This window comes from Micromonospora sp. NBRC 107095 (genome assembly GCF_030269705.1).
GTDB lineage: Bacteria > Actinomycetota > Actinomycetes > Mycobacteriales > Micromonosporaceae > Micromonospora > Micromonospora parva.
The window spans coordinates 872,291-884,772 of record NZ_BSTU01000001.1 but is presented as its reverse complement, the minus strand read 5'-3'; the positions used below and the strand labels follow the sequence as shown (position 1 = coordinate 884,772).

Below are 12,482 nucleotides of genomic sequence, written 5' to 3'. Positions count from 1 at the left end.
CCGGAAGCAGGGGCATCGGGTTTGGGTGGCTGTGGCTACCCTGTCTCCGCACCCCGACCTGACGGAGAGTTCGCATGACAAATCCCCCGCCGCCCGGCAACTGGAGCGATCCCACCTGGTCGGCCCCGCCATCGAGCCCCACACCTGACCCGACCCTGGTGGCCGGTCAGCCGGTGCCCCCACAGCCTGGCCCGGTCGACCCGTACGCCCCGACCAACCCCTATGCCCCGGCCAACCCGTACGCGCCGGTCGACCCGTACGCCGGCGCGCAGGCGCCAGCCACCCAGCCGATGGCCGAGTACGCCGCGCCCGGGTACGCCCCGGCCGGGTACCCGCAGCAGTACCCCGGCTACGGCTACCCGCAGCCGCCGAAGACCAACGGACTGGCCATCGCCGCGTTCGTGCTGGCCATGATCGGTTTCACGTCCTGCATCACCGCGCCGATCGGCGCGATCCTCGGGCACGTCGCGCAGAAGCAGATCCGCATCAGCGGCGAGGGCGGCGCGGGGATGGCGAAGGCCGCCATCATCATCGGCTGGATCCTCACCGGGTTCCTGGTGCTGGTGCTCGCCTTCTACGCCGCCGCGATCATCTACGCGATCGCGACGAGCAACAACAGCGGCAGCTACTGACCGGCGGGAGGGCCGGCGTACCGCCGGTTGTCGGGCCGGGTCGACAAGCCGGCCGCCGCCGACCCGGCCGGCCCGTCACTGCTCCGGCGGGGTGAACGACGAGGTACGGCTCATCCCGGCGGCCCGGCCCTTGGCGGCGACCACCAGCGCCATCTTCCGGGACGCCTCGTCGATCATCTCGTCGCCGAGCATCACCGCGCCGAGCTTGCCACCGGCCTCCGAGGTGTAGTGCTCGTACGCGTCGAGGATCAGCTCGGCGTGGTCGTAGTCGGCCTGCGCCGGCTGGTAGACCTCGTTGGCGGCGTCGATCTGGCCGGGGTGCAGCACCCACTTGCCGTCGAAGCCCAGCGCGGCCGAACGCTTGGCCACCTCACGGAACCCGTCCACGTCGCGGATCTGCAGGAACGGGCCGTCGATGGCCTGCTTGTCGTGCATCCGGGCGGCCATCAGGATCCGCATCAGGATGTAGTGGTACGGGTCGCCCGGGTAGTCCGGGATCAGCGCACCGACCACAAGCGACTTCATGTTGATCGACGCCATGAAGTCGGCCGGGCCGAAGATGATGGTCTCCACCCGGGGCGACGCGCCCGCGATGGCGTCCACGTTGACCAGGCCGGCGGCGTTCTCGATCTGCGCCTCGATGCCGATCCGGCCGACCTCCAGGCCGAGGGTCTTCTCGATCTGGGTGAGCAGCAGGTCCAGCCAGTGCACCTGCTCGGCCGTCTGCACCTTCGGCAGCATGATGCAGTCCAGGTTGGCGCCGGCACCCTCGACGACCTCGATGACGTCCCGGTAGGTCCACGGGGTGGTCAGGTCGTTGACCCGGACCACCCGGGTCTTGCCGGCCCAGTCACCCTCGTTGAGCGCGGCCACGATGTTCTTGCGCGCGTCCGGCTTGGCCAGCGGGGCGACGGCGTCCTCCAGGTCGAGGAAGACCTGGTCGGCCGGGAGCCCCTGGGCCTTGCCGAGCATCTTCACGCTGGAACCCGGTACGGCGAGGCAGGACCTGCGGGGGCGACCGACTGCGGCCATGGATGCGCTCCTTCCAGCGTCCGGCGGGCACGCCGACGCCACCTGACGACAGATCCGAAAACTTAACGATCCCAAAGGGCGTTGTGACGCCACGGTAACCTCGCGCCATGACCGGGGTGAATGGACCTGTGGAAGATCTCACTGGGCGTCGACTGGTGGTGGTGACCGGGGCCAGCTCCGGCATCGGGTTGGCCGCTGCCGTGCACCTCGCCTGCCGTGGCGACCAGGTGGTGCTGGTCGGGCGGGACCCGGCCCGGCTGCAGGCCGCAGCCGAACGGGTCCGGGAAACCTCCGGCGAGCGGCCGGAGCTGTTCCGGGCCGACTTCGCGGTCCTCGACGACGTACGCCGACTGGCCGCCCAGCTCCGGGCCGCGTACGACCGGATCGACGTGCTCGCCAACAACGCCGGCGCGATCGCGCTGCAACCACTGAGCACCGTCGACGGCTTCGAGATGTCGATCCAGGCCAACCACCTGGCCCCGTTCCTGCTGACCAATCTGCTCGCCGACCGGGTGGGCCGGGTGGTGGTGACCGCCTCTGGCGCGCACCGCTTCGGCGCACTGGACCCGGACGACCTCAACAGGCCGCTTCGTGACTACCGGCCGATGGGCGCGTACGGCACCAGCAAGCAGGCGAACATCCTGTTCACCGCCGAGGCCGCCCGGCGCTGGCCGGACATCTCCGCGTACTGCTACCACCCCGGGGTGGTCCGCACCCGGTTCGCCAACGACAGCAGGCTGGTCGCGTTCGGCATGCGTTTCATGCCGTTCCGCAGCCCGGACAAGGGCGCCGAGACGCTGGTGTGGCTGGCCAACCAGGACCGCGCCCGGCTGATCAACGGCGGTTACTACGTCGACCGGCGGCCGCGTCGGCCCCTGCGGAAGGCGGCCGATCCGCAGCTCGCCGCCCGGCTGTGGGCGGCGAGCGCCAAGGCCGTCGGTCTGGACACCTGAGGTGGCCGGTGGGCTGACACTCGTCGCGGTCGTCGGGTTCCCCGTCGGGGCGGAGGCCGCCGGGCGGCGTTACGAGGATGCCGTGCTGGCCCTGCTGGGGCGGCACGGCGGCCACCTCGACCGGCGGCTGCACGGCACCGACGGCCAGACCGAGGTGCACGTGATCCGGTTCGACTCCCGGGCCGGGTACGAGTCGTTCCTCGCCGACCCGGACCGGGCGGCCCTGCGCGGCGAGCTGGGTGAAGCGGCCCCGGCGACCCGGGTCATTGAGGTGCGGGAGGGCTAGCCAACCGCGCGGGAGACGCCGCCCGGCGCGCGGCCCGACCGCCGCCGAGCACCACCACCGCCACGCCGGCCAGCAGCAACGCCATCCCGAGCAGCGCGTACGGGCGGGGCACCTGACCCAGCCAGGCCCAGCCGAGCACTGCCGCACCGGGCGCCTCCAGCAGGATCAGCACGCTCACCGTGGTCGCCGGGATCTTCCGCAGGGCGTAGTTGAACATCGAGTGCCCGAGCAGTTGGGCACCCGCCACCAGGGCCAGGATGGCCAGCCAGGTGCGCCCGTCGAACCCGGTCAGTCGTACGCCACCGACCAGGCACAGGGCCAGCAGGATCAGCGCGCAGATCCCGTAGCAGATGGTGGTGTAGGTGGTGGTGCTGATGCTGGTCCGGGCCCGTTCGCCGAAGGCGGTGTAGACGGCGGCGAACATGGCGCCGGTCAGCGCCAGCACGTCGCCGAGGACGGCCCGGCCGGAGACGCCCACGTCCACACCGGTGGCGATCGCCGCGCCGCCGACCGCCACCGCGATGCCGATCCACACCACCCGGGGCAGCGGTCGCCCCTGGGCACGGGCGATCAGCCCCTGCCAGACCGGCTGGGTGGCGACCAGCGCGGTGGAGGTGGCGACCGTGGTGAGCTGGGCGCTCGGCACCCAGGTCGCGAAGTGCCCGGCCAACGCGACCCCGGACAGGACGCAGAACAGTCCCTCCCGTCGGCCCGCGCCCACCGTCAACCGGCGGAACTCGGCGCGGCGCCGGGCCAGTGCGACAGGGCCCAGTACGGCCACCGCGAGCAGGTTGCGCCAGAACGCGATGGCCAGGGCGGGGGCAGCGGCGTACGCGATGAGCGGCGCTGACGACGACACGGCGACCACTGCCAGTCCGACCGCGCCGGTGGTCAACGGATCCACTGTCGGTCGAGGTGAAGGTGGGGGCACGGGACGTAATCCTCACACGTATGACGGTCGACACGGAGGGTCATCACTCCGTTACGATCACGCGGGTCCGCGCCGGCGACCCTCGACCGCCCGGAGGCGTTCCCCCATGTCCAGCTACCAGGCGGTGCTGTTCGATTTCTTCGGCACCCTGACCCGTTCGGTGCAACGCGGTGCCGCGCACGCCGGCACCGCCGAGCTGCTCGGGTGCCCCACCGACGCGTTGTCTGAGGTGCTGAACCGCACCTACTACGAGCGGGCCAGTGGCCGGTTCGGCAACGCGGAGGCGACCCTGCGCTGGGTGTGCGGCCAGGTCGGCGTACACCCCAGTGACCAGGCGGTGCGGGCGGCGGTGGCGTCCCGGCACCTGGCGGTCCGCGCGGACACCTGGCTGCGGGCCGACGCGGTGCCGGTGCTGGCGGCCCTGCGCCAACGCGGCCTGCGCACCGGCGTGATCAGCGACTGTACGCACGAACTGCCGGCCTTCCTGCCCCAGCTGGCGGTCGCCCCGCTGCTCGACGTACAGGTCTTCTCGGTGCAGGTCGGGCGGTGCAAGCCGGATCCGGCGCTCTACCTGACCGCCTGCCAGCGGCTCGGGCTCACCCCGGGCGACTGTCTCTACGTCGGCGACGGCGGCAGCCAGGAGTTGACCGGCGCCGAGCGGGCCGGAATGACAGCCGTCCGGCTCGCCGCACCGGATCTGGCCACCCACATGGTGTTCAACGCCGACCGGGACTGGCGCGGCCCGACGCTCGGGACCCTGGCTGAGGTGCTCGCCCTCGTCGACAGCGACACGGCGGTGGCCGGCGTCGGCGGTCGGGCAGACTGATCCGTTGATCAGCGGCGGCGGACCCGGTGCAGCCGGAACGGCTTGCGGGTGGCCCGCACCGCCGGAGTCGCCCGGGGCGGCTCGGCCTGCGCGTCGGCCGGCAACTCCGCGCCGGCCAGCGGCGTACCGGCCGGGACGAGGCGGTTCACCGCGCAACCGTCGGCGGCCCAGCGGGCCACCAGGTCGGCGGTCGGTCCGGGCGCGTTGAGGCGCTTCGCCGCCACCAGCGGGGCGGTGGTGTCCCACGCCTCGGTGCCCGGCTGCAACCGGCTCACCCGGGCTGGCCAGGTGACGATCCGACCGCCGTGGTCGCCGCGCAGGGTGACCTGGGCCTCGGTCGCGTCGGCCAGACCCGGCGCGGCCTGCTCACCCGGCCCGCTGACCACCAGGAGCGCGCCCTCCAGCGGGGCGCACCAGAGCGCGAGCGCCGGCCCACCGGCAACGCTGACCCAGGCCACGGCGGCCTTCTTCATCGCCTCGTCGACCAGTGGGGTGCCCCCGGGGGCGTCCTTGTCCGTCACACCCGCATCCTCCCGCATCGGCGCCTGCGCTCAGCCCACGAACGGCGGCACGGCGATCTCGCCGCGGGCCACCGCCATCACCTGACCGGTGACCGTCGCGCCGACCGCCACGCCGTCCGCCGCGGTGACCGTGCAGGCCAACGCGGAGGGGCGGTTCATCTCCACACCCTGACGGACCGCGTACTCCGACCGTCCCTCGCCGGGCAGCAGACCACTCGCCACCAGCCAGACACCCAGGCCGAGCGCTGCCGAGCCGGTCGCCGGGTCCTCCGGAACGCCGATCCCCGGCACGAAGACACGGGCGTGCGCGGTTTGCGCTGCCGCGTCCCAGGAGAAGACGCTGACGTGCGACACCCCGTACCGCTCCGCCGCCGCCGGGTTCACCCGGGCGCGGGCCACCGACTCCGGCCGCACCGGCAGGTACGGAAACTCCAGCCCGCAGCCGGCGACACGTGGGGCGGGCCCGATGTGGTCGTCGGCGGCCAGCCCGGCGATCTCCAGCAGCGGCTCCGGATCCAGCTCCGGTCCGAGGGTAGGGGTGCCACCGGTCAACGTCGCCCCGGACGCGGTCACCTCGATCGGCAGCACACCGGCCCCGCACTCCTGGGTGACCTGCCCCACACCGAACATCCCCCGCCGGCACGCGGTGACCGCCGCGCCGACGCTGGGGTGCCCGGCGAACGGCAGCTCCTCCACCGGGGTGAAGATCCTGGCGCGGTAGGTGACGCCGACCTGGGTCGACGGCAGCACGAACACCGTCTCGGAAAGGTTGAACTCCAGCGCGAGCGCCTGCATCTGCTCGGTGGCCAGCGCCTCCGCGCCGAACACCACCGCCAGCGGGTTGCCGGCGAAGGGGCGATCGGTGAAGACGTCCACGATCTCGTAGGCCAAGGTCGACATGTTGATAAACAGTAGGCGCTTAGGCTGGTGCGTGTGAGCACGCCGACCCGGGTCTACATCGCCCGTCTCGCCGGAGTCGCCGTCTTCGACCCGAACGGTGACCAGGTGGGCCGGGTCCGTGACGCCGTGGCACGGCTCCGGGCGACCAAGCGTCCACCGGAGGTGGTGGGGCTGGTCGCCGAGATGCCGATGCGTCGTCGGATCTTCCTGTCCATCAACCGGATCACCTCCATCGACGCGGACGCCGTCGTGCTCGGCTCCGGCACCCTCAACCTGCGCCGCTTCGAGAAGCGACCGAACGAGCTGCTGGTGCTCCAGGAACTGCTCGACCGGCGTGTGCAACTGGACCCGGGCGGCCAGCCGGGCGCGGTCGTGGACGTCGCCATGGAGTGCACCAGGGGTGGCGAGTGGTCGCTGACCCGCGTCGCCGTACGCGAGCAGACCGGTCGGCTCACTCGCCGCGGCCACCTGCACCAGGTCGATTGGGACCGGGTGCGCGGGCTCAGCGGCATCGCCGACAACCGGGGTACGGCGAACCTGCTCGCCGTACTGGAGGACATGCGCCCCGCCGACCTGGCCAACGCGTTGCAGGACCTGCCCGACGCCCGGCGCAACGAGGTCGCGGCCGCGTTGAACGACGAGCGACTGGCCGACGTGCTCAGCGAACTGCCCGAGCACGACCAGGTGGAGATCCTCGCCGCCCTCGACCGGGAGCGGGCCGCCGACGTCCTGGAGGAGATGGACCCGGACGACGCCGCGGACCTGCTCAACGAACTGCCCCCACCCGAGCAGGACGTGCTGCTGGACCTGATGGAGCCGGACGAGGCCGACCCGGTACGTCAGCTGCTGAAGTACACCCCTGGCACGGCGGGCAGTGTGATGACCTCGGAGCCGGTCATCCTTCCGCCGGACGCCACCGTCGCCGAGGCACTGGCCCGGATCCGGGAGCCCCAGCTCTCCCCCGCCGTCGCCGCGCAGGTCTTCGTGACCCGGGCGCCGCAGAACACCCCGACCGGCCGCTACCTGGGCATGGTGCACTTCCAGGCGCTGCTGCGCGAACCGCCGGCCGATCTGCTGGGCAAGGTGGTGGTCAACGACATCGACCCGCTCCGTCCCACCACACCGCTGCCGGAGATCACCCGTCGGATGGCCACCTACGACCTGGTCGCCATGCCGGTGATCGACCGCAACAACCGGCTGGTCGGCGCGGTGACGGTGGACGACGTACTGGACCACTCTCTACCCCGCGACTGGCGGGACCGTGACGCGCTGACCGCCTCGGGCGGCACCGAGCTGGACGGTACGGATGGCTGACCAGCGGCGGACGGAGCGCCTCGACCAGCCACGCGAGCCCCGGGGTGTCAAGCTGCCCCGGTTCGACGCGGAGGCGTTCGGCCGGTGGTCCGAGGGCATCGCCCGGGGCATGGGCACGGCGAACTTCATCGTCGTGATGACCGTGGTGATCACGATCTGGTTCGTCTGGAACACGTTGGCCCCGGCGAACCTGCGCTTCGACCCGTACACCTTCACGTTCCTGACCCTGGTGCTGTCGTTGCAGGCCAGCTACGCGGCCCCGTTGATCCTGCTGGCCCAGAACCGGCAGGCCGACCGGGATCGGGTGGCCCTGGAGGAGGACCGGCGGCGAGCCACCGCGCAGAAGGCGGACACCGAGTACCTGGCCCGGGAGATCGCGGCCCTGCGGATCGCCCTGGGTGAGGTCGCCACCCGTGACTTCCTCCGCTCCGAGCTGGCCCGGCTGGCCGAGGAGCTGGACGAGATGGGCCAACGCCGGCAGCGACTGGAACGCCGCCAACAGGAGAAGGACAACCGGCAGGAACGGCGTGGCCACCGCCCGACCGACGGTGTCGGCCTGGACGAACCCCGCGACGACCTGGACGGCGACCTCACCCGGGACCCCCGGCCGGACGGCACCGCCCCGCGCCGGTCAGAGGGCTGACCCAACGGCTCATCGATTGGCTCACACCGCCCCGGGCAGCGGCGGCAACGGATGCCCCGCGACGTAGCATTGCGGGCATGTCAGCACCCGTGAGCACCGTCGAGGACGCGATCCAGGCCGCCCTGGCCACCGTCAACGACCCGGAGATCCGCCGGCCCATCACCGAGCTGGGCATGGTCCGCTCCGCCACGATCGGTGCCAGCGGTGTCGTACGCGTCGAACTGCTGCTCACCGTCGCCGGCTGCCCGCTGAAGGACAAGCTGCGCACCGACATCACCGCCGCCGTCGCCGCGGTGCCCGGCGTCACCGGTGTGGAGATCGACTTCGGTGTGATGACCCCGGAGCAGCGGCAGTCGTTGCAGTCGCAGCTGCGTGGCGGCGGCGCCACCGAGGAGCCGGTCATCCCGTTCGCCCAGCCCGGCTCGCGCACCCGCGTGTACGCGGTGGCCAGCGGCAAGGGTGGCGTCGGCAAGTCCAGCGTGACCGTCAACCTGGCGGCGGCGCTCGCCGCCCGGGGGCTCTCCGTCGGGGTGGTCGACGCGGACATCTACGGCCACTCGGTGCCCCGGATGCTCGGTGCGGACGGCCGACCCACCCGGGTCGAAGACATGATCATGCCGCCGCAGTCGCACGGCGTGAAGGTCATTTCCATCGGCATGTTCACGTCCGGCAACGCCGCCGTCGTGTGGCGCGGCCCGATGCTGCACCGGGCGCTGCAGCAGTTCCTGGCCGACGTCTACTGGGGCGACCTGGACGTGCTCCTGCTCGACCTGCCGCCGGGCACCGGTGACGTGGCCATCTCGTTGGCCCAGCTGCTGCCCAACTCGGAGATCCTGATCGTCACCACCCCGCAGACCGCCGCCGCCGAGGTGGCGGAACGGGCCGGGGCGATCGCCCTGCAGACCCACCAGCGGGTGGTCGGCGTCATCGAGAACATGTCCTGGCTGGAGCTGCCGGACGGCTCCCGGATGGAGATCTTCGGCGCCGGTGGTGGTGCGGCGGTGTCCGAGTCGCTGAGCCGGACCATCGGCGCGCAGGTGCCGCTGCTCGGTCAGATTCCCCTGGACACCCGGGTCCGCGAGGCCGGCGACGCCGGCAATCCGGTCGTGCTGGCCGAGCCGGAGTCCCCGGCCGCGCAGGCACTCGGCGCGGTCGCCGACCGGCTCGCCGTACGCCGCGAGTCGCTGCTCGGCAAGCCCCTCGGCCTCAAGCCGGCCGGTCGCTGACCAACAACGAACACCGCCAGCCCGTCGGCCGCTGTTGGCCGGCGGGCTGAGTCGTCTCCAGGGCATGGCCTGCGGGCTGCGGGCTGCGGGCATGGCCTGCGGGCTGCGGGCTGCGGGCTGCGGGCTGCGGGCTGCGGGCTGCGGGCTGCGGGCATGATCGACTCGGGTTTCCGGAAGTCGCGGTATCCGGCGCCGGTTGACGGGCCGGCTTCCTGAAAACCGAGTCGATCAGAGCGGCTGTCCGGCCCGGGCGGACATCAGCCGGCCGAGCCCTGGCCGCGCGGGTACCAGCCGGTCAGGTGGCGTCGTCGTAGCTGACGCGGGGGGCCGGCGCGGAGGGGCTGCTGGTGGCCGTGCCGGAGCGGGCCCCGTCGGACCGCAGGTCGGCGGCGTTCGCCACGTCCTTCAGGTCGTCGTGTACGCCGCTGACGTCCGCGCGCAGGTTGTCGTAAACGCCCTGCAGCGGCTTGCGGATGGCCGCCTCGTCCTCCTCGCTGAGGAGGTGCTTGCGGATGAACGCCTTCGGGTGCAGGTCTTCCAGCTGGATGTCGGTGCCCAGCTCACGGCTCAGGTCGCCGGTGGCGTTGCGGGCCATGTTGCGCAGGTTGCGCACCAACCGCAGGCCGTCGGTGATCACGGCGGGGAGCCGGTCGCCGAAGATCAGCAGAGCCAGGAGCAGCAGCGCACCGATCTCCCACCAGTTCAGGTTGTCGAGCATCCCGCGGGCCTCCTCTCGGCGTCAGCAGCAAGACTACGCACGCCAGGCGGCTTTCGGGCAAGGGGTGCGCCGCTGTTCACTTAGCGTCCGCGGCGAGAGTTACCGAGGTGTTCTGCCGGGCGGAGCCCCGCCGATACTCGACCGTCACGACCGAGCCCGGCGCATACTTGCGGACCAACGCGGTCAGGTCCGTCGGCTCGGTCATCGGTCGTCCGTTGATCTTGAGGATCACGTCGCCGACCTTCAACCCGGCACCGTCCGCCGGGCCGGAAGGCTCCACCTCGGCCAGCCGCAGACCACCCCCGACAACCCCGGTCGGGCCGTCCGCCCGGGCGCCGATCACCGTACGGCGGGCCTTGCCGGTGCCGATGATGTCCTGGGTCACCCGCTTGGCCTGGTTGATCGGGATGGCGAAGGCGAGCCCGATGTTGCCCGCCTCCTGGCCCTCGGCGACGAGTGACTTGATGGTGGAGTTCACCCCGACCACCCGGCCCGCGCCATCGACGAGTGGGCCGCCCGAGTTGCCGTGGTTGACGGCCGCGTCGGTCTGGATGGCGGCGTAGTAACGCACCGGTCCGCCCGGCTCGCCGGCCTGCATCGTCCGGTCCAGGGCGCTCACGATGCCGGCGGTCACCGTGTTGGCCAGCGACAACGGCGAACCGATGGCGAGCACGGGGTCGCCGACCGCCAGCGCGTCGGAGTCGCCGAACTCCACAGGTCGCAAGCCGGGACGACTTACCTTGATCACGGCGATGTCCGACTCGGCGTCCTGCCCCACGATGGTCGCCGGCGCGGTGCTGCCGTCGTTGAAGACCACCGAGGCCTTGCCGGTGCCGCCGGCCACCACGTGGTCGTTCGTGATCACATGGCCGTCGGCGGTGGCGATGAACCCGGAGCCCTCACTGGTCCCGCCGAGGCTGCTCACGCGTACGGTCACCACGCTGGGCAGGACCCGTTCGGCGACCCCGGCCAGCGACTCCGGTTTGCGCTGCGCCAGTGCCGGCACTTCGGCGGGCGCAGCACCGAGAACCGCGGCACCGGCGCCGCCGCGTACCGCGAACGCGTAGCCCAGCGCACCACCGAGGGTGCCGGCCAGGAGTGCGGTGATCACGGGAATGAGCAGCAGGTGGCGCAGCGTCGGCCGGCCCGGCGCATCGGGGTCGGTGACCGGCTCGGGCTCGGTGCCGGGGGCGACCATCCCGGGCACCAGCACCGCTGTCGGTGCCGCCGGGTCGCGCCACGGGTCGGCGAGGGCGTCCGACCACCAGGGCGACGCGTCGGCCGGGTTGGGCCCGCCCGCAGCCGGTGCCGGCCAGCCCGGTGCCGGTCCGACCGGGGGCGCCGTCCCCGCAGGAGAGGCCGGCCAGCCCGAAGCCGGCCCAGCCGAGGACGCCGGCCCCACGGGAGACGGCGACCAGCCCGGTGCCGACCCCACGGGAGAGGCCGGCCAGCCCGGTGTCGGCCCACCACCTGGCGAGGCGAGGGGCGCGCGGTCAGTCCCCGGCATGGTCGGCCCCACCGGCGGGGCTCCTGCCCCGGGCGGTCGCGCCGGATCCGGAGTCTCACCGCCCCGGCGCCAGTCCCAGCCGTCGGTCACGTCGGTGCCTCCCAGTCCGTCCCCGGATCCCGCGCCGCCTCGCCCGGCCACGGGCCGGTCTGATCGCGCCTGACGGGATACCGCCTCCAGGATTGCACGGATGTACGCGACGCAGTCAGCGGTTGCCCCGGTGATCGCTTCCGGCGGAGGCGCGGCTGCGCCCCACGACCGTCGCCTCTACGCTCACAGTGCCAACCCGCCCCCGCACCACGCACCGCCCCCGGAGGTGCCCCATCGCCACGGTCGCCGGTTCCGGCAGTTCGACGACGCACGCCCAGCAGTTCGCGGAGTCGTACGTCACCGAGGATCTCGTCCTGCGTACCGCCCGTAGCCTGGCCCGGGAAGTGGGCCTCGACGCGGTCACCCCCGGCGCGGGGGCGGCGTTGCGGCTGCTGGCCGCCGCCGGCAATGCCCGTGCGGTGGTGGAGATCGGCACCGGTACCGGGGTGAGTGGCGTCTGGTTGCTGCGCGGCATGCGTGCCGACGGCGTGCTCACCACGATCGACGTCGAGGTGGAGCACCAGCGGATCGCCCGGCGGATCTTCGCCGAGGCGGGCTTCGCGGCCGGGCGTACGCGGATCATCACCGGTCGCGCGCTCGACGTGCTGCCCCGGCTCGCCGACGGCGCGTACGACCTGGTCTTCGTGGACGCGGAGGCGACCGGCTTCCACGCCTGCGTGGAGGCGGCGCTGCGGCTGTTGCGGCCGGGGGGCGTGCTGGCGCTCAACGGCGTGCTGGCCAGCGACCGGATCGGCGACCCGGCCGCCCGGGACGCGGAGACGGTGACGGTCCGCGAGACGATCAAGGCGGTCCGGGAGTCGGAGCACTGGATCCCAGCGTTGCTTCCGGTCGGGCACGGGCTGCTCGCCGCGGTGAAGTGCTGACCCCGGCCGGTGCCGGATC

The 12,482-nt window shown here is 72.6% G+C and carries 14 protein-coding genes; 8 read left to right on the top strand and 6 right to left on the bottom strand.

Features of this window, described 5'->3' with window-relative positions; translation table 11 throughout:
- The first annotated feature begins 74 nt into the window (after positions 1 to 74).
- A complete protein-coding gene (locus QSK15_RS04200; RefSeq protein WP_285792967.1) occupies positions 75 to 632 on the top strand; it encodes a DUF4190 domain-containing protein in 558 nt (185 codons plus the stop codon).
- A 75-nt stretch (positions 633 to 707) separates the two neighbouring features.
- Here the strand turns inward: QSK15_RS04200 and QSK15_RS04195 are convergent, their stop codons facing one another.
- The gene (locus QSK15_RS04195) at positions 708 to 1,664 is read right to left on the bottom strand and encodes an HpcH/HpaI aldolase/citrate lyase family protein (RefSeq protein ID WP_285792966.1); all 957 of its coding nucleotides are present in this window, start codon (positions 1,662 to 1,664) and stop codon (positions 708 to 710) included.
- A 128-nt stretch (positions 1,665 to 1,792) separates the two neighbouring features.
- On the opposite strand from QSK15_RS04195, the gene QSK15_RS04190 reads away from it, so the two are divergent.
- Both QSK15_RS04190 and QSK15_RS04185 read left to right on the top strand, forming a co-directional pair.
- A complete protein-coding gene (locus tag QSK15_RS04190; RefSeq protein WP_285794326.1) occupies positions 1,793 to 2,617 on the top strand; it encodes an SDR family NAD(P)-dependent oxidoreductase in 825 nt (274 codons plus the stop codon).
- Position 2,618: 1 nt separating this feature from the next.
- Positions 2,619 to 2,903 carry a putative antibiotic biosynthesis monooxygenase gene (locus QSK15_RS04185; RefSeq protein ID WP_285792965.1) on the top strand — a complete coding sequence of 95 codons (285 nt, stop codon included), beginning with the start codon at positions 2,619 to 2,621 and terminating at the stop codon, positions 2,901 to 2,903.
- On the opposite strand, the gene QSK15_RS04180 is transcribed toward QSK15_RS04185, so the two are convergent.
- A complete protein-coding gene (locus tag QSK15_RS04180) occupies positions 2,881 to 3,834 on the bottom strand; it encodes a DMT family transporter (protein ID WP_285792964.1) in 954 nt (317 codons plus the stop codon). The genes QSK15_RS04185 and QSK15_RS04180 overlap by 23 nt on opposite strands.
- 106 nt (positions 3,835 to 3,940) lie before the next feature.
- Here QSK15_RS04180 and QSK15_RS04175 point away from each other — a divergent pair, with 106 nt between their 5' ends.
- Positions 3,941 to 4,660 carry an HAD family hydrolase gene (locus QSK15_RS04175; protein ID WP_285792963.1) on the top strand — a complete coding sequence of 240 codons (720 nt, stop codon included), beginning with the start codon at positions 3,941 to 3,943 and terminating at the stop codon, positions 4,658 to 4,660.
- Positions 4,661 to 4,668: 8 nt separating this feature from the next.
- Here the strand turns inward: QSK15_RS04175 and QSK15_RS04170 are convergent, their stop codons facing one another.
- Both QSK15_RS04170 and QSK15_RS04165 read right to left on the bottom strand, forming a co-directional pair.
- A complete protein-coding gene (locus tag QSK15_RS04170; protein WP_051708197.1) occupies positions 4,669 to 5,199 on the bottom strand; it encodes a hypothetical protein in 531 nt (176 codons plus the stop codon).
- Between the two features lie 12 nt (positions 5,200 to 5,211).
- A complete protein-coding gene (locus QSK15_RS04165; RefSeq protein ID WP_285792962.1) occupies positions 5,212 to 6,081 on the bottom strand; it encodes a PhzF family phenazine biosynthesis protein in 870 nt (289 codons plus the stop codon).
- Between the two features lie 33 nt (positions 6,082 to 6,114).
- Here QSK15_RS04165 and QSK15_RS04160 point away from each other — a divergent pair, with 33 nt between their 5' ends.
- From QSK15_RS04160 to QSK15_RS04150, 3 genes are all read left to right on the top strand, one after another.
- A complete protein-coding gene (locus tag QSK15_RS04160; protein WP_285792961.1) occupies positions 6,115 to 7,395 on the top strand; it encodes a magnesium transporter MgtE N-terminal domain-containing protein in 1,281 nt (426 codons plus the stop codon).
- Positions 7,388 to 8,038 carry a DUF1003 domain-containing protein gene (locus tag QSK15_RS04155; protein ID WP_285792960.1) on the top strand — a complete coding sequence of 217 codons (651 nt, stop codon included), beginning with the start codon at positions 7,388 to 7,390 and terminating at the stop codon, positions 8,036 to 8,038. The genes QSK15_RS04160 and QSK15_RS04155 overlap by 8 nt, the downstream gene beginning before the upstream one ends.
- Before the next feature lie 77 nt (positions 8,039 to 8,115).
- Positions 8,116 to 9,264: an Mrp/NBP35 family ATP-binding protein gene (locus tag QSK15_RS04150; protein ID WP_285792959.1), complete on the top strand. Its 1,149-nt coding sequence runs from the start codon at positions 8,116 to 8,118 to the stop codon at positions 9,262 to 9,264.
- A gap of 295 nt (positions 9,265 to 9,559) precedes the next feature.
- Here QSK15_RS04150 and QSK15_RS04145 read toward each other — a convergent pair whose 3' ends face one another.
- Together QSK15_RS04145 and QSK15_RS04140 are read right to left on the bottom strand one after the other, a co-directional pair.
- Complete coding sequence (locus tag QSK15_RS04145) at positions 9,560 to 9,982, bottom strand: twin-arginine translocase TatA/TatE family subunit (protein WP_030329235.1); 423 nt, start codon at positions 9,980 to 9,982, stop codon at positions 9,560 to 9,562.
- A 76-nt stretch (positions 9,983 to 10,058) separates the two neighbouring features.
- Entirely contained in the window at positions 10,059 to 11,594 is a 1,536-nt protein-coding gene (locus QSK15_RS04140) for a S1C family serine protease (RefSeq protein ID WP_502889551.1), read from the bottom strand.
- A gap of 299 nt (positions 11,595 to 11,893) precedes the next feature.
- On the opposite strand from QSK15_RS04140, the gene QSK15_RS04135 reads away from it, so the two are divergent.
- Positions 11,894 to 12,463, top strand: coding sequence for an O-methyltransferase (locus QSK15_RS04135; RefSeq protein ID WP_030329239.1), 570 nt, complete (start codon positions 11,894 to 11,896; stop codon positions 12,461 to 12,463).
- The last annotated feature ends 19 nt before the right edge of the window (positions 12,464 to 12,482 follow it).

Excerpts from the sequence above, each read along its gene's own strand:
- QSK15_RS04195 (WP_285792966.1), bottom strand. The coding sequence starts at position 1,664 with ATGGCCGCAGTCGGTCGCCCCCGCAGGTCCTGCCTCGCCGTACCGGGT.
- QSK15_RS04150 (WP_285792959.1), top strand. The coding sequence starts at position 8,116 with ATGTCAGCACCCGTGAGCACCGTCGAGGACGCGATCCAGGCCGCCCTG.
- QSK15_RS04200 (WP_285792967.1), top strand. The coding sequence starts at position 75 with ATGACAAATCCCCCGCCGCCCGGCAACTGGAGCGATCCCACCTGGTCG.
- QSK15_RS04170 (WP_051708197.1), bottom strand. The coding sequence starts at position 5,199 with ATGCGGGAGGATGCGGGTGTGACGGACAAGGACGCCCCCGGGGGCACC.
- QSK15_RS04145 (WP_030329235.1), bottom strand. The coding sequence starts at position 9,982 with ATGCTCGACAACCTGAACTGGTGGGAGATCGGTGCGCTGCTGCTCCTG.
- QSK15_RS04175 (WP_285792963.1), top strand. The coding sequence starts at position 3,941 with ATGTCCAGCTACCAGGCGGTGCTGTTCGATTTCTTCGGCACCCTGACC.
- QSK15_RS04155 (WP_285792960.1), top strand. The coding sequence starts at position 7,388 with ATGGCTGACCAGCGGCGGACGGAGCGCCTCGACCAGCCACGCGAGCCC.
- QSK15_RS04165 (WP_285792962.1), bottom strand. The coding sequence starts at position 6,081 with ATGTCGACCTTGGCCTACGAGATCGTGGACGTCTTCACCGATCGCCCC.